Annotated in this window: 24 protein-coding genes and 1 pseudogene; 17 read left to right on the forward strand and 8 right to left on the reverse strand. The window is 58.8% G+C overall.

The features are described from left to right. Window positions 1–28: 28 nt before the first annotated feature. Window positions 29–1,561, reverse strand: a complete 1,533-nt coding sequence (gpmI, locus tag JTJ32_RS15005) for a 2,3-bisphosphoglycerate-independent phosphoglycerate mutase (RefSeq protein ID WP_099227295.1) — start codon at window positions 1,559–1,561, stop codon at window positions 29–31. Between the two features lie 145 nt (window positions 1,562–1,706). Between gpmI and JTJ32_RS15010 the strand changes: the two genes are divergently transcribed. The 3 genes from JTJ32_RS15010 to secB are packed head-to-tail and all read left to right on the forward strand — an operon-like array spanning window position 1,707 to window position 2,904. Then, entirely contained in the window at window positions 1,707–2,120 is a 414-nt protein-coding gene (locus JTJ32_RS15010; RefSeq protein ID WP_024685360.1) for a rhodanese-like domain-containing protein, read from the forward strand. 2 nt (window positions 2,121–2,122) lie between these two features. Continuing rightward, complete coding sequence (grxC, locus tag JTJ32_RS15015) at window positions 2,123–2,374, forward strand: glutaredoxin 3 (protein WP_099227296.1); 252 nt, start codon at window positions 2,123–2,125, stop codon at window positions 2,372–2,374. 38 nt (window positions 2,375–2,412) lie between these two features. Next, window positions 2,413–2,904 (forward strand): protein-export chaperone SecB, encoded by a 492-nt coding sequence (secB, locus tag JTJ32_RS15020; RefSeq protein ID WP_004883102.1) that lies wholly within the window; start codon window positions 2,413–2,415, stop codon window positions 2,902–2,904. Between the two features lie 154 nt (window positions 2,905–3,058). Here the strand turns inward: secB and JTJ32_RS15025 are convergent, their stop codons facing one another. Beyond that, on the reverse strand, window positions 3,059–3,514 hold the full coding sequence (locus JTJ32_RS15025) for a tRNA (cytidine(34)-2'-O)-methyltransferase (protein ID WP_099227297.1): 456 nt from the start codon (window positions 3,512–3,514) through the stop codon (window positions 3,059–3,061). On the opposite strand from JTJ32_RS15025, the gene JTJ32_RS15030 reads away from it, so the two are divergent. Beyond that, entirely contained in the window at window positions 3,513–3,953 is a 441-nt protein-coding gene (locus JTJ32_RS15030; protein ID WP_099227298.1) for a hypothetical protein, read from the forward strand. The genes JTJ32_RS15025 and JTJ32_RS15030 overlap by 2 nt on opposite strands. Window positions 3,954–4,232: 279 nt before the next feature. Here JTJ32_RS15030 and tauC read toward each other — a convergent pair whose 3' ends face one another. From tauC to tauA, 3 genes and pseudogenes are all read right to left on the reverse strand, one after another. Further along, window positions 4,233–5,063 (reverse strand): taurine ABC transporter permease TauC, encoded by an 831-nt coding sequence (gene tauC / locus JTJ32_RS15035; RefSeq protein ID WP_099227299.1) that lies wholly within the window; start codon window positions 5,061–5,063, stop codon window positions 4,233–4,235. Then, the gene (gene tauB, locus JTJ32_RS15040; protein ID WP_099227300.1) at window positions 5,060–5,845 is read right to left on the reverse strand and encodes a taurine ABC transporter ATP-binding subunit; all 786 of its coding nucleotides are present in this window, start codon (window positions 5,843–5,845) and stop codon (window positions 5,060–5,062) included. Before tauB ends, tauC begins: the two co-directional genes overlap by 4 nt. A gap of 24 nt (window positions 5,846–5,869) precedes the next feature. Next, window positions 5,870–6,847: pseudogene (gene tauA / locus JTJ32_RS15045) on the reverse strand (taurine ABC transporter substrate-binding protein). Between the two features lie 777 nt (window positions 6,848–7,624). Between tauA and JTJ32_RS15050 the strand changes: the two are divergent. The 7 genes from JTJ32_RS15050 to JTJ32_RS15080 all read left to right on the forward strand — a co-directional run bounded on the left by JTJ32_RS15050 (window position 7,625) and on the right by JTJ32_RS15080 (window position 14,152). Then, window positions 7,625–8,977 (forward strand): OprD family porin, encoded by a 1,353-nt coding sequence (locus tag JTJ32_RS15050; protein WP_184322053.1) that lies wholly within the window; start codon window positions 7,625–7,627, stop codon window positions 8,975–8,977. Between the two features lie 169 nt (window positions 8,978–9,146). Continuing rightward, window positions 9,147–9,785 (forward strand): peroxiredoxin, encoded by a 639-nt coding sequence (locus tag JTJ32_RS15055; RefSeq protein WP_099227303.1) that lies wholly within the window; start codon window positions 9,147–9,149, stop codon window positions 9,783–9,785. 275 nt (window positions 9,786–10,060) lie between these two features. Next, a complete protein-coding gene (locus tag JTJ32_RS15060) occupies window positions 10,061–11,026 on the forward strand; it encodes a sulfonate ABC transporter substrate-binding protein (RefSeq protein ID WP_025996024.1) in 966 nt (321 codons plus the stop codon). Between the two features lie 28 nt (window positions 11,027–11,054). Beyond that, window positions 11,055–11,852: an aliphatic sulfonate ABC transporter permease SsuC gene (gene ssuC / locus JTJ32_RS15065; protein ID WP_099227305.1), complete on the forward strand. Its 798-nt coding sequence runs from the start codon at window positions 11,055–11,057 to the stop codon at window positions 11,850–11,852. After that, window positions 11,849–12,661 carry an aliphatic sulfonates ABC transporter ATP-binding protein gene (ssuB, locus tag JTJ32_RS15070; RefSeq protein ID WP_099227306.1) on the forward strand — a complete coding sequence of 271 codons (813 nt, stop codon included), beginning with the start codon at window positions 11,849–11,851 and terminating at the stop codon, window positions 12,659–12,661. Before ssuC ends, ssuB begins: the two co-directional genes overlap by 4 nt. A 27-nt stretch (window positions 12,662–12,688) precedes the next feature. After that, entirely contained in the window at window positions 12,689–12,904 is a 216-nt protein-coding gene (locus tag JTJ32_RS15075) for a TOBE domain-containing protein (RefSeq protein WP_002555770.1), read from the forward strand. A gap of 132 nt (window positions 12,905–13,036) precedes the next feature. Continuing rightward, window positions 13,037–14,152 carry an RHS repeat-associated core domain-containing protein gene (locus tag JTJ32_RS15080; protein WP_210042531.1) on the forward strand — a complete coding sequence of 372 codons (1,116 nt, stop codon included), beginning with the start codon at window positions 13,037–13,039 and terminating at the stop codon, window positions 14,150–14,152. Between the two features lie 44 nt (window positions 14,153–14,196). On the opposite strand, the gene JTJ32_RS15085 is transcribed toward JTJ32_RS15080, so the two are convergent. Beyond that, complete coding sequence (locus JTJ32_RS15085) at window positions 14,197–14,841, reverse strand: TetR/AcrR family transcriptional regulator (RefSeq protein ID WP_099227308.1); 645 nt, start codon at window positions 14,839–14,841, stop codon at window positions 14,197–14,199. A 77-nt stretch (window positions 14,842–14,918) separates the two neighbouring features. Further along, on the reverse strand, window positions 14,919–15,848 hold the full coding sequence (locus JTJ32_RS15090) for a 2-hydroxyacid dehydrogenase (protein ID WP_210042532.1): 930 nt from the start codon (window positions 15,846–15,848) through the stop codon (window positions 14,919–14,921). A 282-nt stretch (window positions 15,849–16,130) separates the two neighbouring features. On the opposite strand from JTJ32_RS15090, the gene gabT reads away from it, so the two are divergent. The 3 genes from gabT (at window position 16,131) to JTJ32_RS15105 (ending at window position 18,708) form a co-directional block, all read left to right on the forward strand. Further along, window positions 16,131–17,435: a 4-aminobutyrate--2-oxoglutarate transaminase gene (gene gabT / locus JTJ32_RS15095; protein ID WP_210042533.1), complete on the forward strand. Its 1,305-nt coding sequence runs from the start codon at window positions 16,131–16,133 to the stop codon at window positions 17,433–17,435. An 80-nt stretch (window positions 17,436–17,515) separates the two neighbouring features. Next, window positions 17,516–18,172: an HAD family hydrolase gene (locus JTJ32_RS15100; protein ID WP_210042534.1), complete on the forward strand. Its 657-nt coding sequence runs from the start codon at window positions 17,516–17,518 to the stop codon at window positions 18,170–18,172. 47 nt (window positions 18,173–18,219) lie between these two features. Next, on the forward strand, window positions 18,220–18,708 hold the full coding sequence (locus JTJ32_RS15105; protein WP_002555947.1) for an Lrp/AsnC family transcriptional regulator: 489 nt from the start codon (window positions 18,220–18,222) through the stop codon (window positions 18,706–18,708). A gap of 89 nt (window positions 18,709–18,797) precedes the next feature. Here the strand turns inward: JTJ32_RS15105 and serA are convergent, their stop codons facing one another. Further along, window positions 18,798–20,027, reverse strand: coding sequence for a phosphoglycerate dehydrogenase (gene serA / locus JTJ32_RS15110; protein ID WP_099227312.1), 1,230 nt, complete (start codon window positions 20,025–20,027; stop codon window positions 18,798–18,800). A gap of 161 nt (window positions 20,028–20,188) precedes the next feature. Between serA and JTJ32_RS15115 the strand changes: the two genes are divergently transcribed. The 3 genes from JTJ32_RS15115 to JTJ32_RS15125 all read left to right on the forward strand — a co-directional run bounded on the left by JTJ32_RS15115 (window position 20,189) and on the right by JTJ32_RS15125 (window position 23,434). Continuing rightward, entirely contained in the window at window positions 20,189–21,583 is a 1,395-nt protein-coding gene (locus JTJ32_RS15115; RefSeq protein ID WP_210042535.1) for a D-2-hydroxyglutarate dehydrogenase, read from the forward strand. Between the two features lie 73 nt (window positions 21,584–21,656). After that, on the forward strand, window positions 21,657–22,322 hold the full coding sequence (locus tag JTJ32_RS15120) for a fumarylacetoacetate hydrolase family protein (protein ID WP_099227314.1): 666 nt from the start codon (window positions 21,657–21,659) through the stop codon (window positions 22,320–22,322). Window positions 22,323–22,501: 179 nt separating this feature from the next. Further along, a complete protein-coding gene (locus JTJ32_RS15125; protein ID WP_210042536.1) occupies window positions 22,502–23,434 on the forward strand; it encodes an SdiA-regulated domain-containing protein in 933 nt (310 codons plus the stop codon). The last annotated feature ends 92 nt before the right edge of the window (window positions 23,435–23,526 follow it).

Genomic DNA, 23,526 nt, shown 5'->3' on the forward strand with positions numbered 1-23,526 from the left:
TGATGGCCTTGTGCCGGTTTTCAGCCGATTACTCGTTCACGAGGATCGAGTGGCCGGTCATTTCCTGCGGTTTCTCCATGCCCAGCAAGTGCAGCATGGTTGGGGCAACGTCTGCCAGCACACCACCCTCGCGGACTTTCAGCTGGCGCTTGCCGACGTATACGAAAGGTACGGGCTCGGAGGTGTGCGCGGTGTGAGCCTGGCCGGTGTGATCATCGGTCATCTGCTCGACGTTACCGTGGTCAGCGGTAATCAGCGCTTCGCCACCGACTTTTTCCAGTGCCTCGGTGATGCGGCCGACGCAGACGTCCAGGCATTCAACGGCCTTGATCGCTGCTTCCATGATGCCGCTGTGGCCGACCATGTCGCCGTTGGCGTAGTTGACGACGATCACGTCATAGCGCTGATGCTCGATGGCATCGACGATTTTGTCGGTCACTTCCGGCGCGCTCATTTCCGGCTGCAGATCGTAGGTGGCAACTTTCGGCGAAGGAATCAGGATGCGTTCTTCACCCGGGAACGGTTCTTCACGACCGCCAGAGAAGAAGAAGGTGACGTGAGCGTACTTCTCGGTCTCGGCGATGCGCAATTGCGTCTTGCCGTTGTTGGCCAGGTATTCGCCCAGCACGTTTTTCAGGCTGCCTGCTGCAAACGCGGACGGCGCAGGAATGCTGGCGGCGTACTGGGTCAGCATGACGTAGTTGACCTTCGGCTGACGAGCGCGCTCGAAGTCCTTGAAATCGTCCTCAACGAACACGCGGGTCAGTTCGCGGGCGCGGTCGGCACGGAAGTTCATGAACACCACGGCATCGCCGTCTTCGACTTTTGCGGGTTCACCGATGCGCGTGGCTTTGACGAACTCGTCGTTTTCATCACGGGCGTAGGCGGCTTCAAGCCCGGCCACGCCACTGTCAGCGTGGAATTCGGCGGTGCTGTCGACGATCAGGTTATAAGCGCTGGAAACGCGGTCCCAGCGGTTGTCACGGTCCATGGCGAAATAGCGGCCGATGATCGTGGCGGTGCGACCCTTGCCCAGGCGGGCAAAGGTTTCATCCATCAGTTCGAGGGATTTCTTCGCGCTGCGCGGTGGCGTGTCGCGGCCGTCCAGGAAGGCGTGCAGGTAGATCTTTTCAGCGCCCCGTTTTACGGCCAGTTCGGCCATGGCGACCAGATGGTCCTGATGGCTGTGAACGCCGCCATCGGACAGCAGGCCCATGATGTGCACGGCCTTGCCCGCGGCAACAGCCTTGTCCACGGCGGCGCAGATGGTCGGGTTCTCGAAGAACTCGCCGTCGCGAATCGCCTTGGTCACTCGAGTGAAATCCTGATACACCACGCGCCCGGCACCCAGGTTCATGTGGCCGACTTCAGAGTTGCCCATCTGTCCGTCCGGCAGACCGACATCCATGCCAGAGCCCGAAATCAGGCCGTTTGGCATGGTCTTGTAGAGGCGATCCATGACCGGCATCTTCGCAGCCAGGATGGCGTTGCCTTCACGGTGTTCGCTGTGTCCGAAGCCGTCCAGGATGATAAGGACCAGAGGTTTTGGGGTGGCAGTCATAGAACCCACTCGAGGCTGGTTGGAATAAAGAACAAGGGATCGGCATTTTAAGGACAAGTTCAAACGGCGTCACTGCCGTACGGACTTTGGCCGACCTTGGGTGCTGTGTATACTGGCCGACATTTTAACGCCCTGGAACCTACCGATGGTTGCTCATCTGCTTGAATTCGCTACTAACCACTATTTGATCACCGGTGCCTTCGTCATTCTGTTGGGACTGCTGATCGCTTACGAACTGAGCAAAGGCGGCGCGAGCCTGAGCACCCGCGAGCTGACCGCACTGGTCAACAGCGACCAGGGCGTGGTCATCGACGTGCGCTCTAAGAAGGATTTCGCCAACGGCCACATCGTCGGCTCCCTGAACTTTCCACAGGACAAAGTGCTGACCCGCACCGCAGAACTGCAGAAATACAAGGACAAGACGTTGATCATCGTCGACGCTATGGGGCAGCATGCTGGCAGCACCGCCCGCGAGCTGCTCAAGACCGGCTTCAAGGCGGCCAAGCTGTCCGGCGGTATCTCGAGCTGGCGCGGCGACAATCTCCCACTGGTGAAATGAAAATGGCTCAAGTCATCGTCTATTCCAGCGACTACTGCCCGTATTGCGTACGTGCCAAGCAGTTGTTGCAGAGCAAGAGTGTGGCCTTCGAGGAGATCAGGGTCGATGGCAAGCCGCAGGTTCGTGCCGAGATGACCAAAAAGGCCGGTCGCACTTCGGTACCCCAGATCTGGATCGGCTCGACCCATGTGGGCGGCTGTGATGATCTGTTCGCTCTGGAACGTGCCGGCAAGCTCGATGCGATGCTTGGCTGATTCCCCTATTTAACCGCCCCATTTGAGAAGGATCCGAAATGACCGATCAACCGAACAACGGCGCCGTGGCCAACGAAGAAGAAAACGCTCCGCAATTCTCCCTGCAGCGTATCTATGTTCGCGACCTGTCTTTCGAAGCACCGAAAAGCCCGGCGATCTTCCGCCAGGAATGGACCCCGACTGTCAGCCTGGACCTCAACACCCGTCAGAAGCCGCTGGAAGGCGATTTCTATGAAGTGGTGCTGACCCTGTCCGTGACCGTCAACAATGGCGACGAAGTCGCTTTCATCGTTGAAGTGCAGCAGGCCGGTATCTTCCTGATCAAGGGCCTGGACGACGCTTCGATGAGCCACACCCTGGGCGCGTTCTGCCCGAACATCCTGTTCCCTTACGCTCGCGAAGCCATCGACAACCTGGTTGTCCGCGGTTCGTTCCCTGCGCTGATGCTGGCTCCGGTGAACTTCGACGCGCTGTACGCACAGGAACTGCAACGCATGCAGGAAGCTGGCGAAACGCCGACTGTTCAGTAAGCGTTACGGCTGAATGAAAAAAGCGCCTTTCGGGGCGCTTTTTTTGTGGAGGGGTACACCCTTCCACTGACACACCGCTGTCTCGCCGCCTCCCACAAAGAATCCTGCTTCCAGGGCTCTCGCGTGGGAATGCAGCCCACATCTGCTCAAGGCGTTACGCGAATCCGTGCTGTCGCCACGCCTCGTAGACGGCTACAGCAACGGTGTTGGACAGGTTCAGGCTGCGGCAGCCTTCGCGCATGGGCAGGCGCAAGCGGTGGTCGCCGCTCAGCGAGTCGAGAATTTCGGCAGGCAGGCCGCGGCTTTCCGGGCCGAACAGAAAAGCATCGCCCGGCTCGAAACGGACATCATGAAACGGCCGGGAGCCCTTGGTGGTAAAGGCGAACAGCCGTGGGTTGCCGATCTTTTCCAGACAACTGGCCAAGTCGGCGTGCGTCTGCAGCGTGGCATACTCGTGATAGTCGAGACCCGCCCGGCGCAGGCGTTTATCGTCCAGCTCGAAACCCAACGGTTCGATCAAATGCAGGGTGCAGCCGCTATTGGCACACAGCCTGATGACATTGCCGGTATTCGGCGGAATTTCTGGTTGAAAAAGGATGACGTGAAACATGCACGGCTCCGAACAAAAGGACGGGATGCATTCTACCCCCGAAGAGGACCCCAGACCGAAGCTATGGCCGCGTGTTCTTGGTTCGATGGCCATCGTCGGCTTCACCATCGGCACCATCATCGGTCGCCTGCAGCAGCCTGTGCCGGTAGAACTGGAGCAGATTGAAGAGCTGCCCACGGGCCTGGCGCTATGGTTCGACGAAGAACCCCGCTATGAAGGCAGCACGGTGGACGGCGCAGTGGTGCTCAGGCTCGATGCTTCAGGACGGCCGTGGAATGGCCAATTGCGATTCGACAGCAAGGTTGCGCGCTGGAAGCTGGAACGAGGAGAGAAGGGGTTGGTGCTGACGCTCCTGGCTGCCCGTCCACTTCAGGGCGACTGGCGCACTGAGAAGGTGGACGGGCGCTGGAGACTGGAGGTCAGTCTCCGGGAGGAATAAAAGAGGGGATTCCCCGGCCTGCCTGTACCAAGGTCCCCAAAACTGGTGATGTAATACCTTTTGCAGGCAGCGTGCCAGTTTTGACAAAAGAAGCGATAAAACTTGTTCCAGTGCCCCTGAAGCCGCTAATGAGCGGCTTTCGATGACTCCGATACTGTTGAGCGGGTCGTTCCTACCCTCCCGACCGTTCCGCCATCGTCTTTATTTGTGCACCCAATTTGCGCATCACAACCGTGCGCCACACCAAGCTGATGCAATTTGTATCCTGGACCGTCCGAATCAGTGATGCTGACCGTGCCATGGCACCAGTCGACGTTGCAGCGCCCGCAGGCTCAGTTCCATGACGAAAGCGATGATGGCGATCACCAGAATCCCCAGCACCACGACATCGGTAACCAGAAACTGCGCCGCCGACTGCACCATGAACCCCAGCCCGCTGGTGGCGGCGATGAGTTCGGCGGCGACCAGTGTCGACCAGCCCACACCAAGTCCGATGCGAATGCCGGTCAGGATGTCCGGCAGTGCGCTGGGCAGGATGACGTGGCGGATCAGTTGCCAGCGAGTAGCGCCCAGTGATTGCGCAGCGCGCACCCTTGCCGGATCGACCGTGCGTACGCCGGTTGCGGTGGCAATCGCGATGGGCGCGAAGATCGCCAGATAAATCAGCAGCACTTTGGAAAACTCGCCGATACCGAACCAGATCACGATCAGCGGCAGATAGGCCAGCGGCGGGATAGGGCGATAGAACTCGATCAGCGGGTCCAGGATGCCCTGCGCGATACGGTTGTGGCCGATGGCAATTCCCACCGGAATGGCCGTCAGGATCGCTGCGCCCAGGCCCAGACCGATACGTTGCAAGCTGGCGCCCAGATGCTGCCAGAGTGTGGAATCCATGTAGCCCTTGGTCAGAAGCAGCCAGGCTTTTTCCAGCACCGCCGAGGGTGGCGGCAGAAACAAAGGCTCGATCCATTCGGCTGCCGTCACGGCCCACCACAGTGCCAGCAGCACGACGAGGGTCACGACGCTGATGGCACGGGTGCTCAGGTGTAAGCGCGACCGGCGTGCCGGAAGACCGGATTTGACCGGGTTGCTCAGTTCATAGCTGTTCATGCGTGCTGCTCCCGGGCGCGTTGCGAGAACACACTGGCCAGCACGTGCTCGCGGGTGTCGATGAAACGCGGATCGGATTTGATCGCTCGTGCAGACTCTCCTGCGCTGTAGCGCTGGCCGAAGTCCAGGCGCAAGTGTTCGGCGACGCGTCCCGGATTGGGCGCGAGCAGGATCAGGTCCGTGGCCAGAAACACCGCTTCTTCTATGTCGTGGGTGATCAGGAACACCGGTTTAGCCGTGCGTCGCCAAACCTGCAGCAACAGCTCCTGCATGCTTTCGCGGGTGAAGGCATCCAGTGCGCCGAACGGCTCGTCCATCAACAGCACCCGAGGGTCTGCGGCCAGCGCCCGTGCCAGACCCACGCGCTGGCGTTGTCCACCGGACAGTTGCCAGATGCGCCGTTGTTCAAAGCCGCTCAGGTCTACCAGCGCGAGCATATCCCGCGCTTTCGCTTCCCGCTCGGCCCGCCCGACGCCTGCCAGTTCCAGGCCGAAAGCGACATTGGCCTGCACGTCCTGCCAGGGCAGCAGGGCGTCGTCCTGAAAGACGACGCCACGCTCGGCACCGGGTCCTTCAACCGCTACGCCGTCCAGCGTAATACGCCCTGTCGCGGGTTTGACGAAGCCTGCAATAAGGTTCAGCAACGAGGTCTTGCCACTGCCGGATGGCCCGAGTGCTACCAGCAATTGCTCGGGGCCAAGGCTCAGGTTGATGTCCGTCAGCACGGGCTGCGCTGCGCCGGGATACTGCGCGCCGATGCGCTCCAGCTTCAATAAGGCCATTGCCCTTGGCTCCTTCCGGGTCAATCAGCGAGGGATAAATTTGTCCGTCACGTACGGTGAGTAATCAGGCAGCACGGCGTCGACCTTGCCTTGCTCTTTGAGAAACGCGGCGGTTTTGGTCACAGCTTCGATGGTGGGTGCGCCGAGCAGCGTGGCCTGCTCTGCGGCAAGCGGATAGACATTGCCCTGCAGCAGGCCCGGAATGTCTGCGGTCTTGGCCCCGGAAAGCCGGGTCAGATTGTCGATGTTGGACGCGTTGGCGATCCAGGCATTCGGGTCCTGACGGTAGCTGGCATAGGCGTCGAGCGTGACTTTGGCGAAAGCGCTGACCACGTCAGGGTGCTTGGCAGCGAAGTCCTTGCGCACGATCCAGGCATCAAAGGTCGGCGCGCCGACCTTGGCCAGTTCGCCGGAGGTGATGAGTACCTTGCCGGTTTCCCTGGCGACACCCAGTGCCGGGTCCCAGACATAAGTGGCGTCAATGTCGCCACGCTTCCATGCCGCAGCGATGGCGGGCGGAGCCAGATTCAGAATCGTCACCTTGGCGGGATCGATGTTCCAGTGCTTGAGCGCGGCCAACAGGCTGTAGTGCCCGGTGGACACGAACGGCACGGCGATTTTCTTGCCGATCAGGTCCTGCGGCGAATCGATCCCCGACCCGTTGCGCGCCACCAGCGCTTCTGCGGCACCGATCCGGGTCGCGATGAGGAAGGTCTCGACGGGCAGCTTGCGGGTGGCGGCGGCTGTGAACGGGCTTTAACCCAGGTAACCGATCTGCACGTCTCCGGAAGCGATTGCGGTGATCACGTCAGCCCCGTTTTCGAACTTGCGCCAGGCGATTTTCGAATCAGTGGCTTTTTCATAAGCACTGTCGGACTGGGCCACTTTGGCCGGATCGACGGTGGTCTGGTACGCCACCGTAAAGTCAGCCGCCTGCGCGATGAACGCCGCGCCCGTCAGCGACAACGCCGTTAGCAGGCGCAAGGAAAAATGCAGTTTCATGAGTTGCTCCGAATCAGGCGGGCCGGGTACTGGCTGATCTGGAGACTAAATGATCTAAGAATCGCAAGATAAATAACGTTTGTGCATTAGCTTAGAAACGGCTGTGTCTCTTTTTTGGGAATACAAAACGGGCAAACCGCACATTCACGTCTATTCTGCATCTGCCAACTGGCTCACATCGCTGGCGCAGGACAATAAAACGGACGATTTGTTCAGGCGTGCACCTTTGTTGAGAGTGTCTCAACAGACGAAAACGGCCTTTTTAAGGCCTGAAAAACCATTCTTCAAAAAATATTTGAGGAGGGTGAAGGTGCGTCTGCAAGGCGATGACAACTGTAACAATTGATCCCTATTCTCTCCGAAGCTCCCGATCTGTAAGGGTTTTAGCTGAGATGGCTAAAGGCTTTCTTTGGGTCGGGCGTGACCGGCGGGTCTTGAACTGGCCATTTGGTTGCACGAAACAGAACGATCTGACGAGCGGTAGCAAAATATATTTTGTGAATTAGCGAATTAGGTCGATACACTCCGTGACGTCGTGATTGACACGAGTTGTGACATATGCCGAAAAGTTATTGATTGGGATTGATTGATTCCTTTCTGTTCTTAAGGGTTTTCACTACCGTCCAGCCACCGACATGCGCGGTCTAGTCATGCAGTCGGGGTGCACAGAAACCATTGACCTCAAGGTCGGGCCTGTCACCTGCGCGAATCCATGGGTCAGGGCAAAAATGCCCGGCACCGTGGAAATAAAAAATTAGATTCACGAGGAGCGTTGCAATGAAGAAGTCCACCCTGGCCCTGGCCGTAACCGTTGGTGTATTGGCGCAACAGGCCGGTGCAGCTGGTTTCATCGAAGACAGTAAAGCGTCCATCAGTTCTCGTACTCTGTATTTCAACAACGACCTGCGTGAAGGCCGTCGTGCTCCGGATCAGCGCGAAACCGCTACCGGTCTGAAGTTCGACTACCTGTCTGGCTACACTCAAGGCACGGTCGGTTTCGGTCTTGATGCACAGGCAGTAATGGGTCTGCACCTGGGTGGTGGCATTCAGCACCACAACGCCGCCACGTCCAACACCGTTGTTCCGACCGACACTGACGGTTCTTCTGTCAGCGACTGGAGCCGTGCCGGCGCCAACGCCAAGGTCCGCTTCTCCAAGACCGAGCTGAAAGTGGGTAACGCTCTGGCGCCTAACCTGCCGATCCTGGTCAGCAACGACGGTCGTCTGTTGCCGCAAGCCTTCCAAGGCGGCATCGTGACCTCCAAGGATCTGGACAATGTGACCTTTACTGCCGGTCAGTTGAGCAAATCCATTGGCCGTGCTTCGAGCAACTGGACTGACCTGTCCGTGGCCGGTGCTGCCAAGACCAGCGACGAGTTCCGCTTTGCCGGTGCTGACTGGAAAGTCACCAAAGACCTGACCCTTCAGTACTACTACGCCAACCTGGAAGACTTCTACAAGCAGCACTTCCTGGGTCTGGTTCACGTTTACCAGATCAACGACAACCAGTCCTTCAAGACTGACCTGCGTTATTTCAACAGCAGCGCTGACGGCAAGAACAGCAGCAACACCTCGGGCTACAGCTTCAGCAACAACGGTGGCTATGCCAAGACTCCGGGCGAAGTTGATAACCAGACCTGGTCTGCCATGTTCACCTACACCCTGGGCGGCCACGCACTCATGGTTGGTCACCAGCAGGTAGGCGACGACGGCGGCATGGTTTACCTCGGCCAAGGCAACGTTCGTAAAAACAACGGTCTTGGCAGTCTGGAAGGTAACGGCGGCTCCAGCTTCTACCTGTTCACTGACTCGATGATCAACGGTTTCAACCGCGCGGGTGAAAACACTACGTTCGGTCAGTACTCGTTTGACTTCGCCAAGGTTGGTGTCCCAGGCCTGAAAGCTGCGATTGCCTACCTGAGCGGTGATGACATCCGTGACGTGAACCGTGCTCGTGACTCTCACTCCGAGTGGGAACGCGACATGCGTGTTGACTACGTCATCCAGAGCGGTCCACTCAAGGGCTTCGGCACCACTCTGCGTCACGGTACTTTCCGCGGCGACAGCGCAACCACTGCTGACACCGATCAGACCCGTCTGATCTTCAACTACACCTACAACTTCATGTAAGTGTATTGAGTGTCAAAGAAACCCCGCCCCGTGCGGGGTTTCTTTTGCCTGTTTTTTGATATTCGTTAACGATCTAACCAAAGCGATATCCATTCTTTTTAATTTACCTCGCCAGCAGGCACAGTGGTCTTGAATAAAAGACTCAATCGAACAAGACAGGAGCCACACCATGACACTGCGACTTGGCGATATCGCCCCCGACTTCGAACAGGATTCCAGCGAAGGCCGTATACGCTTTCATGAGTGGTTGGGCGACAGCTGGGGTGTGTTGTTTTCCCATCCCGCAGACTTCACGCCGGTCTGCACCACTGAGCTGGGTTTCACTGCCAAATTGAAAGACGAGTTTGCCAAGCGCGGCGTCAAGGCGATTGCGCTGTCAGTGGACCCGGTCGACTCGCACGTCAAATGGATCGACGACATCAACACCACGCAGAACACTCAGGTCAATTTCCCGATCCTGGCTGACGCGGACCGCAAGGTCTCCGATCTGTACGACCTCATTCACCCCAACGCCAGTGACACGCTGACCGTGCGCTCCTTGTTCGTGATCGATCCGAACAAGAAGGTGCGCCTGACCATTACCTATCCAGCCAGTACCGGGCGTAACTTCCACGAGATTCTGCGGGTCATCGACTCCCTGCAACTGACCGATAACTACAAAGTCGCCACGCCCGCCAACTGGGTGGATGGCGAGGACGTCGTCATCGTGCCGTCGATCAAGGACGAGGAAGAAATCAAGCAGCGTTTTCCCAAGGGCTATACGGCTGTCACGCCTTACCTGCGCCTGACGCCTCAGCCGAACCGTTGATACCTGATTCACCAAACGTGGGGTATTCGGGCCGATTGATCGGCCCTTTTTTATGGGCGGTTTTTGAGCATTGTGATGAGTGTCGCCAAAGCGTTCGCCTCGGGTTCAGGGCGGTGCGGGCGTTCGGTTGGTGATAAGCGCAAGGCAGGGTTTTCGTATATCTCCTTATGGAATAATCAAATGAAAAAATGAGATTTATAGATATAAAAAATCGCTGTTACTGTCATTCCATTCCGGCGGTTCACGCTAGTCCAGTCTTCAATAAGGAGCGCGCCATGCGCACAGTTATTTTGCGTCGAGGTCTGGCCGCTCTGTTGGCTGCCGCGGTTACGTTCGGTGCCCTGAGTCAGGCTCAGGCCGAGGACCTGCGTATCGGCTATCAGAAATACGGCACGCTGGTGCTCCTCAAGGCCAAAGGCTCTCTGGAAAAGCGTCTGGCCGAGCAGGGCGTGAAGGTGCAGTGGACGGAGTTCCCCGGCGGCCCGCAATTGCTGGAAGGCCTGAATGTCGGTTCGATCGACTTCGGCGTCACCGGCGAAACGCCGCCAGTGTTCGCCCAGGCGGCCGGTGCCGATCTGCTGTACGTGGCCTACGAGCCGCCCGCGCCGACCAGTGAGGCGATTCTGGTACCCAAGGATTCTCCCATCACCTCGGTCAAGGACCTCAAGGGCAAGAAAGTCGTCCTCAACAAAGGCTCCAACGTGCATTACCTGCTCGTGCGTGCGCTGGAAGATGCCGGCCTGAAATACTCCGATATCCAGACCGTGTTCCTGCCCCCCGCCGATGCCCGTGCCGCGTTCGAGCGTGGCAGTGTCGACGCCTGGGTCATCTGGGACCCGTACCAGGCCGCTGCCGAGAAACAATTGCAGGCGCGCACCCTGAGAGACGGTTCCGGCATCGTCGACAACCACCAGTTCTACCTCGCGACCAAACCCTACGCGCAGAAAAATCCGAAAGTGATTCAGGCGCTGATCGAAGAAGTGCGTGCGGTAGGCGAGTGGTCCAAGGCCAATCCCGAGGAAGTGACCAAACAGGTCGCGCCCTTGCTGGGGCTGCCAGCCGATATCACGCTGACTTCGGTCAAGCGTCAGGGCTACGGCGCGCTGTTCATCACCCCGCCAGTGGTCGCAGCTCAACAGAAGATTGCCGACACCTTCTTTCAGCTCAAATTGATTCCCAAGCCGCTCAGCATTGCTGACGTGGTCTGGACGCCACCTGCTGCTGTTGCTCAAGCACAGTGATTGACAGGCCTTTCGAGGAGACCACTCCATGAGCCTCAGTGCTTCGCAACGCATCATTCACCGGCTGGCGCCCTGGGCGCTGCCTGTCCTGCTGCTGGCGGTCTGGCAACTGTCGGTCAGTGCCGGCTGGTTATCCACACGCATTCTTCCTGCACCCAGCGCCGTCATCGAGGCGGGTGTAACACTGGTTTCCAGTGGTGAAATCTGGACGCATCTGGCCATAAGCGGCTGGCGCGCCGGCCTCGGCTTCGTGATCGGCGGCGGCATCGGTCTTGCGCTGGGCTTCATCACCGGCCTGAGCAAATGGGGCGAACGTCTGCTGGACAGCTCGGTGCAGATGATTCGTAACGTGCCGCATCTTGCACTCATTCCGCTGGTGATCCTGTGGTTCGGCATCGATGAGACCGCCAAGATATTTCTGGTGGCATTGGGCACGCTGTTCCCGATCTACCTGAACACCTATCACGGCATACGCAACATCGACCCGGCGCTGGTGGAAATGTCGCGCAGCTATGGCCTGTCCGGCTTCAGCCTGTTTCGCCATGTGATCCTGCCAGGCGCCATGCCATCGATTCTGGTCGGCGTGCGCTTCGCACTGGGATTCATGTGGCTGACGCTGATCGTGGCCGAAACCATCTCGGCCAGCTCCGGCATTGGCTATCTGGCGATGAACGCCCGTGAGTTTCTGCAAACCGACATCGTGGTGCTGGCCATCGTGCTGTACGCCGTACTCGGCAAGCTCGCCGATCTGGCGGCGCGGGGTCTGGAGCGGGTCTGCCTGCGCTGGCACCCGGCCTATCAAGTCAGCAAAGGCGGTGCCGCATGAGCAATCTGAAACAACAACCGGCACACCTGCTGCGCGGCATTCCACTGGCGATACAGAACATCAAGAAGGCGTTCGGCTCACGTGAAGTGCTCAAGGACATCGACCTGCACATCCCGGCCGGACAATTCGTGGCAGTGGTAGGGCGCAGCGGCTGCGGCAAAAGCACCTTGCTGCGCCTGCTGGCCGGGCTCGACAGCCCGACCCGGGGCGAGCTGCTCGCAGGCTCCGCGCCGCTGGGTGATGCCCGCGAAGACACGCGCCTGATGTTCCAGGAAGCACGGCTGTTGCCGTGGAAAAAGATCATCGACAACGTCGGTCTTGGCCTGACGGGCGACTGGCGCGGACAAGCCCTTGAAGCGCTGGAAGCCGTCGGCCTGGCCGAGCGTGCCAATGAATGGCCTGCCGCATTGTCCGGCGGTCAAAAGCAGCGCGTTGCACTGGCACGTGCGCTGATCCATAAGCCGCGCCTGCTGTTGCTCGACGAGCCGCTGGGTGCGCTGGATGCGTTGACGCGCATCGAAATGCAGCAACTGATCGAAAAACTGTGGCACCAGCATGGCTTCACTGTGCTGCTGGTGACACACGATGTCAGCGAAGCCGTTGCCATTGCCGACCGCGTGATCCTGATCGAAGAAGGGCGCATCGGCCTCGACCTTTTGGTCGATCTGCCACGTCCTCGAGCCCGTGGCTCGCATCGCCTCGCTGCTCTCGAGACCCAGGTGCTCAATCAGGTGCTGGCCATTCCCGGCTCGCCGCCTGAGCCCGAACCCTCTTCACCCTTGCCTACGCAATTGCGCTGGGCCACTTAACCCCGATCCCCCAAAGGAAGACCTGCCATGACTATCAAAGCCATCAACGTTCGTAACCAGTTCAAAGGCACCATCAAGGAAATCGTCCACGGCGATGTGTTGTCCGAAATCGACGTGCAGACTGCGTCCGGCGTCGTGACATCCGTGATCACCACCCGTTCGGTCAAGGAACTGGAACTGGTCGTGGGCAGCGAAGTGATTGCCTTCGTCAAATCCACTGAGGTCTCGATTGCCAAGTTGTGATCAGATTTCACCACCCGACCCCGAACGGTGACGACCCTTCGGGGTTTTTTCGTCTGGACTAGCAGTTCTGCCAGTACATGCAGGGCGGGGCTTACGTGATGCTGAGAACTTGTCTTCTCTGGAATATTGAACATGGTCTTGTCAGCGCACGCTCAACGTTGTCGTTATCTCTACGATGCACTGGATCGATTGACCACCAGCGCCCCCGCAGACCAGCCGGATGTGCGGCGCTTTTATCAGGAAAGCCGTCTGGCGACTGAAGTTGAAGGCTCCCTGAAGCGCAGTATTTTCCAGTATGACGATCTGCTGCTGGCCCAGACGCAGGTTGAAAGTGCCGACACGACCGTCCACATTCTTGCCACCGATCAGCATCGTTCTGTGCTGCAGGCGCTGAGCAATTCTGGGCCCGAGCCATTGGCCTACACGCCTTACGGACATCATCCGACTGAAGTCTGTACGGCCTCTTTGATGGGCTTCAATGGTGAACGCCGCGATCTTGTGACCGGCCATTATTTGTTGGGCAATGGTTATCGGACGTTTAATCCGGCGCTTATGCGGTTTAACAGCCCGGACAGCCTGAGCCCGTTTGGAAAAGGGGGCGTCAATGGGTATGCGTATTGCGAGCAGGACCCCGTCAACAAGGTTGATCCCTCTGGTCATGTTGCCGGTTGGGCGCTGATAAAAAGTATGCTGGGCAAGATCATTGCCCGACGTGGCATACAGCTGGAAAAAACGATCAACAGGCTCAATGACATTGATGCGTCACTCAACAGAGTGATCAGCGGTGGCAAAAAAGCTCGCTCCTTGCCTGATTTGACGATGTTTTCCGATGAGTTCAATCAGCCGAAATCATTCATAGGCTTTCACGGTTCGACGCAGGAAAGCGGCACATCCCTGAAACAAGGTCTCGATCCATCGCGTATGAACAGCTCTGCCGGCCTGAGCGGTGGCAGAGGATTTTATTTATCGCTGACGCCACACATTGCCATCGATTTTGCGCACATTGCCCTGGTAAATTTTCCCAGCAGCGTGCCAGAGATTTTCGGCGTCTACATGAGCCACTATCCTGCCAGAGTCAGCGGCGTTGCTTACCGATATGGGCTTATGGGAGCAGGCGGCCTGAAACCCCGCAACCTCCGTGAGATGGAAGTTGTGATACAGGAGCGGTTCTACAAGACTGTTTCAATCAGAGACATAAGAGGGGGTGAAGCAGTCCTATTGCCTCAGGCTTCGGAAGCGCCCTTCTGAGGTGATGGGCTTTGGTGATCTGCCGATCGCAATCAGGATCGTAGTCAGCCCATCGCCGGGACACTTCTTTTCATCAGAAAGGGCGGCAGATACAACCCCACGTACGCATCAAACACCCGCATCCCTTCCACCGCCATGCGCGGGGTAATCTCACCGTGCAGTTGCACCGAACGGGCGTATACGCGGTCACCCAGTTCCATGGCAAGTGCAAACACATCCACGTCATCCGGGAGAGTGGGCAGGTGAAAGTGGCGGTTGAACACCTCCAGCATCAAGTGACCCAGTTCGATGTCGTGCTGGCGGTCGGCCTGGTTGATTTCGGTCAGTCCATGCTGTGCCAGTATCAGCTGGCGGGCTGCGGCGTCGGCGTTGTAAATGTCCAGCATGCGCATCTCTACCACTTGGGACAGGTCGCGCCAGCTTTCGAGTGATTCATGTTCGATGGGGGCCTGCAGGGAGGCCCGGAACGCCGCGTGAATGTCTGCCGTCAGGGCTTCCAGCAGAGCAGGAACGCTGGCGAAGAAGTGATAGACCGACGACGGCGGGATGCCTGCGCGCTCCGCCACGCTGTAGATCGACAGACTGGCCGCGCCTTCCGACGCCAGCAGCGTGCGGGCCGCGTCCAGAATCGAGTCGATTCTGGCCTGACTGCGTGCTCGAGGTTTTCGCGGGGCGGCGGTGCGGGTCATGACGAGGCTCTCGGTTGAACGAGCGCCATTGTAAGACAAACGCTTCACGCCTGTCGGCAAGCGAAGCGGCTCGTGATTCAGTAACCCTGGCCGCGATCCACCTGACCGTTCATGACCTCGCCGCGTTCGAAGCGCCTTATGTTGTCCAGCAGTCCGGGAAATGCGCTTTCCGGCTGGGTCATGGCGGCCACATGCGGTGTCAGCAGGATATTCGGATGCATCCAGAACGGATGATCCGCAGGCGCGGGCTCCTGTTGCAGAACGTCCAGTACCGCCGCGCTGAGTCGGCCGCTGTCCAGCGCTGCCAGCAGATCACTTTCCACCAGATGCCCACCGCGACCCATATTGATCAGCGCAGCGCCTTGCGGCAGTTGCTCGAACAGCCTGCTATTGAGGATGCCTTCGGTTTGCCCGGTCAAAGGCAGTACACACAGCAGAATGTCGCACTGCCCCAGAAAGGCCGGGAGCTGTTCTTCACCCGCATGGCACGCCACGCCCTCAATGCGATGCTCGCTGCGCGCCCAGCCTGACAGCTCGAAACCAAACGGTTTCAGGCTCGACAGAATCTGCTGCGCTTGCAGGCCCAGCCCCATCACGCCTACCCGGCGCTGGTGGGCGGGGGTCAATGGATGCGCTTTCCAGCGTCCTTCTACCTGTTGTTGCCTGTAGCGCAGCATGTCGCGATGCAGACTCAGCACCGCAAACGTCGCGTATTCGCACATGCCTCGGCTGATGCCCGGATCGAGCAGGCGCGCGACCGGCAGCGATTTCGGTATGCGGCTCAGGTCCAGTTGATCGACCCCCGCCGACAGCGCGAACAACACCTTCAGGTTCGGCAGTACCTCCTGCAAATCATCCGGTGCCAGCCAGGCGCCCAGATAATGCACGTCGTCCGGATGACCGATGTTTGGCCATTCCCTCCATTCGATGTCTGGCGCGTGTTCGGCGAACAGTGCTCGCCAGCGTTCGGCACGTGCAGGATCGGCTTTATAGAGGAAGGCGGGCATGGGCTTTTCCTGAGTATGAGAGTGGGGCTCCATCTTGCCGCAACGCTGAAGCACGATCTGTTGAAAGGCCCGTTCTCAAGCGCTGTACGCGCTGAAAAAGTGCGTTTTGCGGCAGATTAACCGGGCCTTTGGGAGCGTGAAGGAATCTGCCGTTTGCGAGGTGAAAAACAGTCGATATGGACTTCTGAGGGGCCAAGTTCGGCTTAGATCGTTTCGCCGAACGCTTAACCTGAACAGCATCGCAGCCACCCGCCGGTTGCCTGGCTCACTATAGGTAAAACCATGAACAGCAAAGTCGACGAAACACCTCATCTGCTCCGTCAGCGCGATCAATTCGTACCGCGCGGCATCGTCACGGCCCATCCACTGGTTATCGACCGTGCGCAGGGCTCCGAGTTGTGGGACGTCGACGGCAAGCGTTATCTGGACTTCGTGGGCGGCATTGGGGTGTTGAACATTGGCCACAACCATCCGAACGTGGTCAAGGCCATCCAGGGGCAACTGGAAAAAGTCACTCATGCCTGTTTTCAGGTGGTTTCCTATCAGCCTTACGTGGACCTGGCAAAACGCCTGAGTCTGCTGGTGGCAGGGCCGAGCGGCATCGATCACAAGGCGGTGTTCTTTACCTCTGGCGCCGAAGCGGTGGAAAACGCGGTGAAGATCGCTCGCGCTCACACCAATCGTCCGGCGATCATTTCTTTCCGTGGTGGCTTTCATGGCCGCACCTTGCTCGGCACCACGCTGACCGGCATGAGCCAGCCGTACAAGCAGAACTTCGGGCCGATGGCACCCGAGGTGTTTCACACCCCGTATCCGAACGAGTACCGCGGTGTCACCAGCGACATGGCGTTGGCCGCCCTGCATGAACTGCTGGCGACCCAGGTTGCACCCGACCGCGTGGCGGCCATTCTCATCGAGCCTGTGCAGGGCGACGGTGGTTTTCTGACTGCACCGGTCGAGTTTCTGAAAGCGCTGCGTGCGCTGACCGAACAGCACGGCATCGTGCTGATTCTGGATGAGATCCAGACCGGCTTCGGTCGCACCGGCAAGTGGTTCGGATTCGAGCACGCCGGAATCCAGCCGGATCTGGTCACGGTCGCCAAGAGCCTTGCGGGCGGCATGCCGTTGTCCGGCGTGGTCGGCCGCGCCGAGATCATGGACGCACCGCTTCCGGGCGGTCTGGGCGGCACCTATGGCGGTAATGCGCTGTCCTGCGCCGCCGCGCTGGCAGTCATCGACACCTACGAGCAGGAAAATCTGCTGGCGCGTGGCGAGCAATTGGGTCAGCACCTGCGTGCCGGCCTGCTCAAGCTGAAGGAGCGTTACAGCTGCATCGGTGACGTGCGTGGCACCGGTTTCATGCTGGCCATGGAAATGGTCAAAGACGATGCCCAGCGCAGCCCCGACGCCGACCTCAACTCGAAGATCATTGATCAGGCGCGCATCGGCGGCCTGCTGGTGATCAAGTGCGGCGTGTACCGCAACGTGTTGCGCTTCCTGGCACCGCTGGTGACCACCGAGCAGCAGATTGACGAAGCACTGACCATCCTCGACGCCGCGCTGGCACGAGTATTGAAATCCAACTGAGCCCGGGCCCGGTCGTGGTGTTGCAAGACGCTGCGACCGGGCGCTGAGGTTCCACTGTTGGAAAGGAGACGTTGCCTGCCATGGGGCTTATTGATTACCGCGCACTGCTGATCGATTGTGATGAAGTTCTGGTGGATCGCGACTCCGGGGTGTGGACCGCCTTGCAGCCGCTGCTGGACAACGCCATATCCGCACCGGATCGCGACGCTGTGCTGACCGAATTCAACGCGGTCATCGCAACGCTCTATCCGCGTTTTGACGAGCTGGGCTTCAGTGGCCTGTTGTGTTTCGCCCATCGCCAGCTGGCCGAGCGGCTCGGCATCAAGACCAGTTGGGAGGAGGGCATGACCTTCGCCCGTTCGGTGCCCAACTGGACGCTGTTCGAAGACGCCCCCGGCGCCATGCTCTATCTGCGCAAGTTCTACCGGCTGCTGGTCTATGCCGACCGTGATCTGCAGGACCGCGGTCTGCTCTGCGAGCGGCTTGGCCTGGAGCCTGACAGTCTGCTGTCGCTGACGACTCATCCACTGGACGATCCGCAATGGCTTGCCGGGATGGATCTGGACCCTGCCGAAACCCTGGTGGTGTCGCGTCCGCCTGCCACGGCGCTGGGCAGCGGCGGTCTTTGTCTGATCCGCAGAAGCCGTGCGCAACACAGCCTGCCATGTACCGCAGACATCTGCATCAACAGCATGGCCGATCTGGTCGCTCAGCATCAGCTGTCCTTACGGCGCTGATTTTGCTAGAAGGTAGGCACTGTGAATGGCACAACACGAGGTAGGTAATGGAAGGCTTGGTCAAACTGGATCGGATTGATATCAATATCCTGGTAGAACTCCAGAAAGACGGGCGCATGACCAACGTCAGCCTCGCCGATGCCGTCGGGCTTTCCGCGAGCCCCTGCCTGCAACGCGTCAAGCGTCTGGAGTCGGCGGGTTATATTTCCAGCTACAAGGCGCACCTGAATCTTGCAAAGATCACGGAGTCGGTCACGGTATTCACGGAAATTTCCCTCAGCGACCACAAGCGCGAAGATTTCGCCAAGTTCGAAGCCAACATCCGCCATGTTGATGAGGTGCTGGAGTGTCATTTGATCAGCGGCGGATACGATTATCTGGTGCGCTTCATGACCCGCAGCATCCAGCACTATCAGGAAGTGATCGAAGAACTGCTGGACAAGAACATCGGCATCTCCAAGTACTTCAGCTACATCGTCATCAAATCCCCGGTCATGAAAGACGGCGTGCCGTTGCGCAAACTGCTGCGCCACTGACATCCGGCGATCACGCGGAACGACCCGCAAAAAGAACGACCCATAAAAAAGGAGACCCGAAGGTCTCCTTTTTCAATGCGGCAGCGCGATCAGAACAGAACGCGGCTGCGGATGGTGCCTTTGATGTGCTGCAGCTTTTCTTGCGCCAGATCCGAGTATTCGGCGTCGACGTCGATCACCACGTAGCCCACTTTCTCGTTGGTCTGCAGGAACTGACCGGAGATGTTGATGCCGTTCTCGGCGAAGACCTTGTTGATCTCGCTGAGCACGCCCGGGATGTTTTCGTGGATGTGCAGCAGGCGGTGCTTGCCAGGGTGAGCGGGCAGGGCCACTTCCGGGAAGTTGACCGAAGACACCGAGGTGCCGTTGTCGCTGTACTTGACCAGCTTTTCTGCCACTTCCAGACCGATGTTGGCCTGCGCCTCGGCAGTGGAGCCACCGATGTGCGGGGTCAGAATCACGTTGTCCAGGCCGCGCAGCGGGCTTTCGAAGATGTCGTCGTTCGAGCGAGGCTCGACCGGGAACACGTCGATGGCCGCGCCGATCAGGTGCTTGTCCTTGATCGCGTCAGCCAGGGCGTCCAGCTCGACCACGGTGCCGCGCGCCGCGTTGATCAGGATCGCGCCTTTCTTCATGGCACGGATTTCCTTCTCGCCGATCATCCATTGGGTGGACGGCAGTTCAGGCACGTGCAGGGAAACGATGTCGGCCAGACCCAGCAGTTCATTCAGGCTGGTGACCTGGGTTGCGTTGCCCAATGGCAGCTTGGTCAGCGGATCGAAGAAGAACACCTGCATGCCCAGGCTCTCGGCCAGAACCGACAACTGCGTACCGATCGAGCCGTAGCCGATGATGCCCAACTTCTTGCCACGGATTTCGAACGAGTTGGCAGCGCTCTTGATCCAGCCGCCACGGTGGCAGGACGCATTCTTCTCGGGGATGCCGCGCAGCAACAGGATGGCCTCGGCCAGTACCAGTTCGGCAACCGAACGGGTGTTGGAGTACGGCGCGTTGAACACCGCGATACCGCGCTCACGGGCAGCGTCCAGGTCAACCTGGTTGGTGCCGATGCAGAAGCAACCGACCGCGACCAGTTTCTTGGCGCAATCGAACATTTCCTCGGTCAGTTGAGTGCGGGAGCGGATACCGATGAAATGAGCGTCGGCGATCTTTTCCTTCAGCTCGGCTTCCGGCAGAGACTTGGTGTGGTACTCGATGCTGGTGTAACCGGCTGCCTTGAGGACGTCGACGGCGGATTGATGGACGCCTTCGAGAAGAAGGAACTTGATCTTGCTCTTGTCGAGGGAAGTCTTGCTCATCTGCGTAAACCTGTGTCCCGGAGAAAATTGGCAGGGGGTGGCCGAAACGGCGTCAGGCGCTGTTCACGGGGGGCGTATGCTAGCATAAGCCCCCCGCGAAACCCCATTCTTGAACGTGAACCGTTCTCAGGATGCCCATGAATTGTTCGAGAGTTGAGTCCATGACCCATCCCGCTTTGATTGATGAGCTCAAGACCCTGGTCGACCCCGGCAAAGTGCTGATTGACGAGGATTCCCTGCAGACTTACGGCAAGGACTGGACCAAGCAATTCACCCCGGCCCCGTTGGCCATCGTGTTTCCCAAGACCACCGAACAGGTGCAGGCCATCGTGCGCTGGGCCAACGAGCGTCTGGTTGCGCTGGTGCCTTCGGGCGGCAGAACCGGGCTCTCGGCAGCCGCGGTCGCGGCCAACGGTGAGGTGGTGGTTTCGTTCGACTACATGAACCGGATTCTGGACCTCAATCTGACCGATCGCACGGCGGTCTGCCAGCCGGGCGTGATCACCCGGCAATTGCAGTCGATGGCTGACGAAAACGGGCTGTACTACCCGGTCGACTTCGCCTCGTCGGGCTCCAGCCAGATTGGCGGCAACATCGGCACCAATGCGGGCGGGATCAAGGTCATTCGCTACGGCATGACCCGCAACTGGGTCGCCGGCCTCAAGGTCGTGACCGGCAAGGGCGATCTGCTTGAGCTGAACAAGGACCTGATCAAGAACGCCACCGGTTACGACCTGCGTCAGTTGTTCATTGGCGCCGAGGGCACACTGGGCTTCGTGGTCGAAGCCACCATGCGTCTGGACCGTGCCCCGCGAAACCTGACCGCCATGGTGCTCGGCACCACCGACTTCAATTCGATCATGCCGGTGCTGCACGCCTTTCACGGCAAGCTCGACCTGACGGCCTTCGAATTCTTTTCCGACAAGTCATTTGCCCGAGTCATGGCGCGGGGCGACGTGCCTTCGCCGTTCGATACGCCGTGCCCGTTCTATGTGCTGCTGGAATTCGAAGCGACCACCGAGGACCTGGCCAATCAGGCCTTGGCAACCTTCGAACACTGCGTCGAGGAGGGCTGGGTGCTGGATGGTGTGATGAGCCAGAGCGAGCAGCAGTTGCGCAATCTGTGGAAGCTGCGCGAGTACATCTCCGAAACCATCTCGCACTTCACGCCCTACAAGAACGACATCTCGGTCACTGTCTCGAAAGTGCCACAGTTCCTGGCTGAAATTGACGCCATTGTCGGTGAACACTATCCGGACTTCGACGTGCTCTGGTACGGCCACATTGGCGACGGCAACCTGCACCTGAATATCCTCAAGCCGGAAAGCCTCGACAAGGATGAGTTCTTCGTCAAATGCGCCCGCGTCAACAAATGGGTGTTCGAGACGGTCGAGAAATACAACGGCTCGATTTCCGCCGAGCACGGCGTCGGTATGACCAAGCGTGACTACCTGACCTACAGTCGCTCGCCGGTGGAAATCGAGTACATGAAAGCCATGAAGGCGATCTTCGACCCCAACGGCATCATGAACCCCGGCAAGATATTCGCTGTTTGATTACGGTCGCAGCGCTACAAAAAACCCTATAAAAACCTTATAAAAGCCGCATCTACCCGACTCAGGAGACGTCATGAGCTACCAGCACAAATATGTCGATGGAACGAATATTCACTTCCCGCTGGGCAAGGTGGTGTGTATCGGTCGCAATTACGCTGAGCACGCCAAAGAGCTGGGCAACCCGGTTCCCACCGAACCGTTGATCTTCATGAAGCCGGGCAGCGCCGTGGTTGCGCTGGAAGGTGGCTTCACCATTCCGGCCGACCGTGGCTCTGTGCACTACGAGGCCGAAATCGTGGTGCTGATCGGCAAGCCGCTGACCAAGAACCCATCCCGCGAAGAAGTACTGGATGCGATCAGCGGTTTTGCACCAGGCCTGGACCTCACCTTGCGTGACGTGCAGTCGCGTCTGCGTGAGAAAGGCCTGCCGTGGGAACTGGCGAAGTGCTTCGACGGTGCTGCGGTCATCGCGCCCTTCGTGCCAGCCGAGACGTTCCCGGACCTGACCGACATCGGCATTCGTCTGACCCTCAACGGCAAGGTCGTTCAGGACGGCAACAGCAGCCTGATGCTCAACCCTATTGTGCCGATGATTCAGCACATGGCGGCCAACTTCTCCCTGCAGGCCGGCGATATCATCATGACCGGCACGCCAGCGGGCGTAGGGCCGTTCGAAGCCGGCGATCAGATCGTCCTCGAACTGGGTGGTCAGACGCCGTTCGAGAGCGTCGTTCGCTAAGCGTTTCGAAAACCGCTCACCGCAAGCCATCCGGATCAACGTCCGGGTGGCTTTTGTTTGTCCGCTGGGTAATAGTTCATTCCGATTTGCGTTTTTTTCACACCTGTTCTGGATAATCCTGCCGGCCCTTCAAGGGCGATAAGCCCTATCGACGTTACCTCTGCTCGGGAACACCTTGAATGCCTTCTTCTTCCCAGACACTGCCTGCTTCCAAGAAACGCTTTGCCTTCATTCGAAGTCTGCGCTGGTACGCGTGGCTGTTGCTGGCGATGATCATGGGGTATGGGCTGGTCTTCGCAATGCACTGGGATGATCGTGCGGTGCTCTGGCTTCAGGAAAGTTTCGAGAACAAGGCGGGCCGCAGCGCGAGCATCTGGTTGCCGGACTACCATGTAGATATCGATGCGAAAGCGTTGCCCGGCATGGAAAAGGACGAGGCGTCGGACCTGTCTTATAACCCGGTCACCAAGACCCTGTTTGCAGTCATGGGCAAGAATGCCTTTCTGGTCGAACTGACGCTGACTGGCGATGTGCTGCGCAAGATCCCGCTGGTCGGCTGGAGCAATCCTGAAGGCGTGGCAGTCATGAATGACGGACTGATCGCCATCACCGACGAGCGTCAGCATCAGCTTACTATCGTCAACGTCACGGCAGAGACCACGACGCTTAACATCGAGGACTTCCCGAAATACGATCTGGGCAAATCCGACAACCAGAACAAGGGTTTCGAAGGCATTGCCTGGGATCCGCGTCGCCAACAGTTGATTCTGGGCGAAGAACGCCCCGCAGCGCTGTTTACCTGGGCTAGCGATGGCAGTGACGTACTCAAGGGCGAGAAACAGAAACTGCCAAGTCGTTCGCTGGACATGCGCAACCTGTCGTCGTTGAGCATCGACCCGCGCACCGGTCACATGCTGGCGCTGTCGGCGGACTCGCATCTGCTGCTGGAAGTGGACGAGCAGGGCGAACAGGTCAGTTTCATGACGTTGCTTGGCGGCATGAATGGCCTGAAAGATACGATTCCGCGTGCTGAAGGCGTTGCGCTGGATGAGGCAGGAACGTTGTACATGGTGAGCGAGCCGAACCTGTTCTATTCGTTTCGCAAGCACTGAGCCAGGACGGCAACACATAACTGGTAAGAAAGTAGCACTACGCCATTAAGCTTGTTTTCAGAATGGCGTGCTATCAATGCCGCCCGCTCAAC

It is taken from the genome of Pseudomonas alliivorans (assembly GCF_017826695.1).
Lineage (GTDB): Bacteria > Pseudomonadota > Gammaproteobacteria > Pseudomonadales > Pseudomonadaceae > Aquipseudomonas > Aquipseudomonas alliivorans.

Excerpts from the sequence above, each read along its gene's own strand:
- JTJ32_RS15050 (WP_184322053.1), top strand. The coding sequence starts at position 7,625 with ATGAAGAAGTCCACCCTGGCCCTGGCCGTAACCGTTGGTGTATTGGCG.
- JTJ32_RS15010 (WP_024685360.1), top strand. The coding sequence starts at position 1,707 with ATGGTTGCTCATCTGCTTGAATTCGCTACTAACCACTATTTGATCACC.
- JTJ32_RS15115 (WP_210042535.1), top strand. The coding sequence starts at position 20,189 with ATGACCCATCCCGCTTTGATTGATGAGCTCAAGACCCTGGTCGACCCC.
- JTJ32_RS15090 (WP_210042532.1), bottom strand. The coding sequence starts at position 15,848 with ATGCCCGCCTTCCTCTATAAAGCCGATCCTGCACGTGCCGAACGCTGG.
- serA (WP_099227312.1), bottom strand. The coding sequence starts at position 20,027 with ATGAGCAAGACTTCCCTCGACAAGAGCAAGATCAAGTTCCTTCTTCTC.
- grxC (WP_099227296.1), top strand. The coding sequence starts at position 2,123 with ATGGCTCAAGTCATCGTCTATTCCAGCGACTACTGCCCGTATTGCGTA.
- gabT (WP_210042533.1), top strand. The coding sequence starts at position 16,131 with ATGAACAGCAAAGTCGACGAAACACCTCATCTGCTCCGTCAGCGCGAT.
- JTJ32_RS15060 (WP_025996024.1), top strand. The coding sequence starts at position 10,061 with ATGCGCACAGTTATTTTGCGTCGAGGTCTGGCCGCTCTGTTGGCTGCC.
- secB (WP_004883102.1), top strand. The coding sequence starts at position 2,413 with ATGACCGATCAACCGAACAACGGCGCCGTGGCCAACGAAGAAGAAAAC.
- JTJ32_RS15085 (WP_099227308.1), bottom strand. The coding sequence starts at position 14,841 with ATGACCCGCACCGCCGCCCCGCGAAAACCTCGAGCACGCAGTCAGGCC.
- JTJ32_RS15075 (WP_002555770.1), top strand. The coding sequence starts at position 12,689 with ATGACTATCAAAGCCATCAACGTTCGTAACCAGTTCAAAGGCACCATC.
- ssuC (WP_099227305.1), top strand. The coding sequence starts at position 11,055 with ATGAGCCTCAGTGCTTCGCAACGCATCATTCACCGGCTGGCGCCCTGG.
- JTJ32_RS15055 (WP_099227303.1), top strand. The coding sequence starts at position 9,147 with ATGACACTGCGACTTGGCGATATCGCCCCCGACTTCGAACAGGATTCC.
- ssuB (WP_099227306.1), top strand. The coding sequence starts at position 11,849 with ATGAGCAATCTGAAACAACAACCGGCACACCTGCTGCGCGGCATTCCA.
- tauC (WP_099227299.1), bottom strand. The coding sequence starts at position 5,063 with ATGAACAGCTATGAACTGAGCAACCCGGTCAAATCCGGTCTTCCGGCA.
- JTJ32_RS15105 (WP_002555947.1), top strand. The coding sequence starts at position 18,220 with ATGGAAGGCTTGGTCAAACTGGATCGGATTGATATCAATATCCTGGTA.
- JTJ32_RS15030 (WP_099227298.1), top strand. The coding sequence starts at position 3,513 with ATGCACGGCTCCGAACAAAAGGACGGGATGCATTCTACCCCCGAAGAG.
- JTJ32_RS15025 (WP_099227297.1), bottom strand. The coding sequence starts at position 3,514 with ATGTTTCACGTCATCCTTTTTCAACCAGAAATTCCGCCGAATACCGGC.
- tauB (WP_099227300.1), bottom strand. The coding sequence starts at position 5,845 with ATGGCCTTATTGAAGCTGGAGCGCATCGGCGCGCAGTATCCCGGCGCA.
- JTJ32_RS15100 (WP_210042534.1), top strand. The coding sequence starts at position 17,516 with ATGGGGCTTATTGATTACCGCGCACTGCTGATCGATTGTGATGAAGTT.
- gpmI (WP_099227295.1), bottom strand. The coding sequence starts at position 1,561 with ATGACTGCCACCCCAAAACCTCTGGTCCTTATCATCCTGGACGGCTTC.
- JTJ32_RS15080 (WP_210042531.1), top strand. The coding sequence starts at position 13,037 with ATGGTCTTGTCAGCGCACGCTCAACGTTGTCGTTATCTCTACGATGCA.
- JTJ32_RS15120 (WP_099227314.1), top strand. The coding sequence starts at position 21,657 with ATGAGCTACCAGCACAAATATGTCGATGGAACGAATATTCACTTCCCG.
- JTJ32_RS15125 (WP_210042536.1), top strand. The coding sequence starts at position 22,502 with ATGCCTTCTTCTTCCCAGACACTGCCTGCTTCCAAGAAACGCTTTGCC.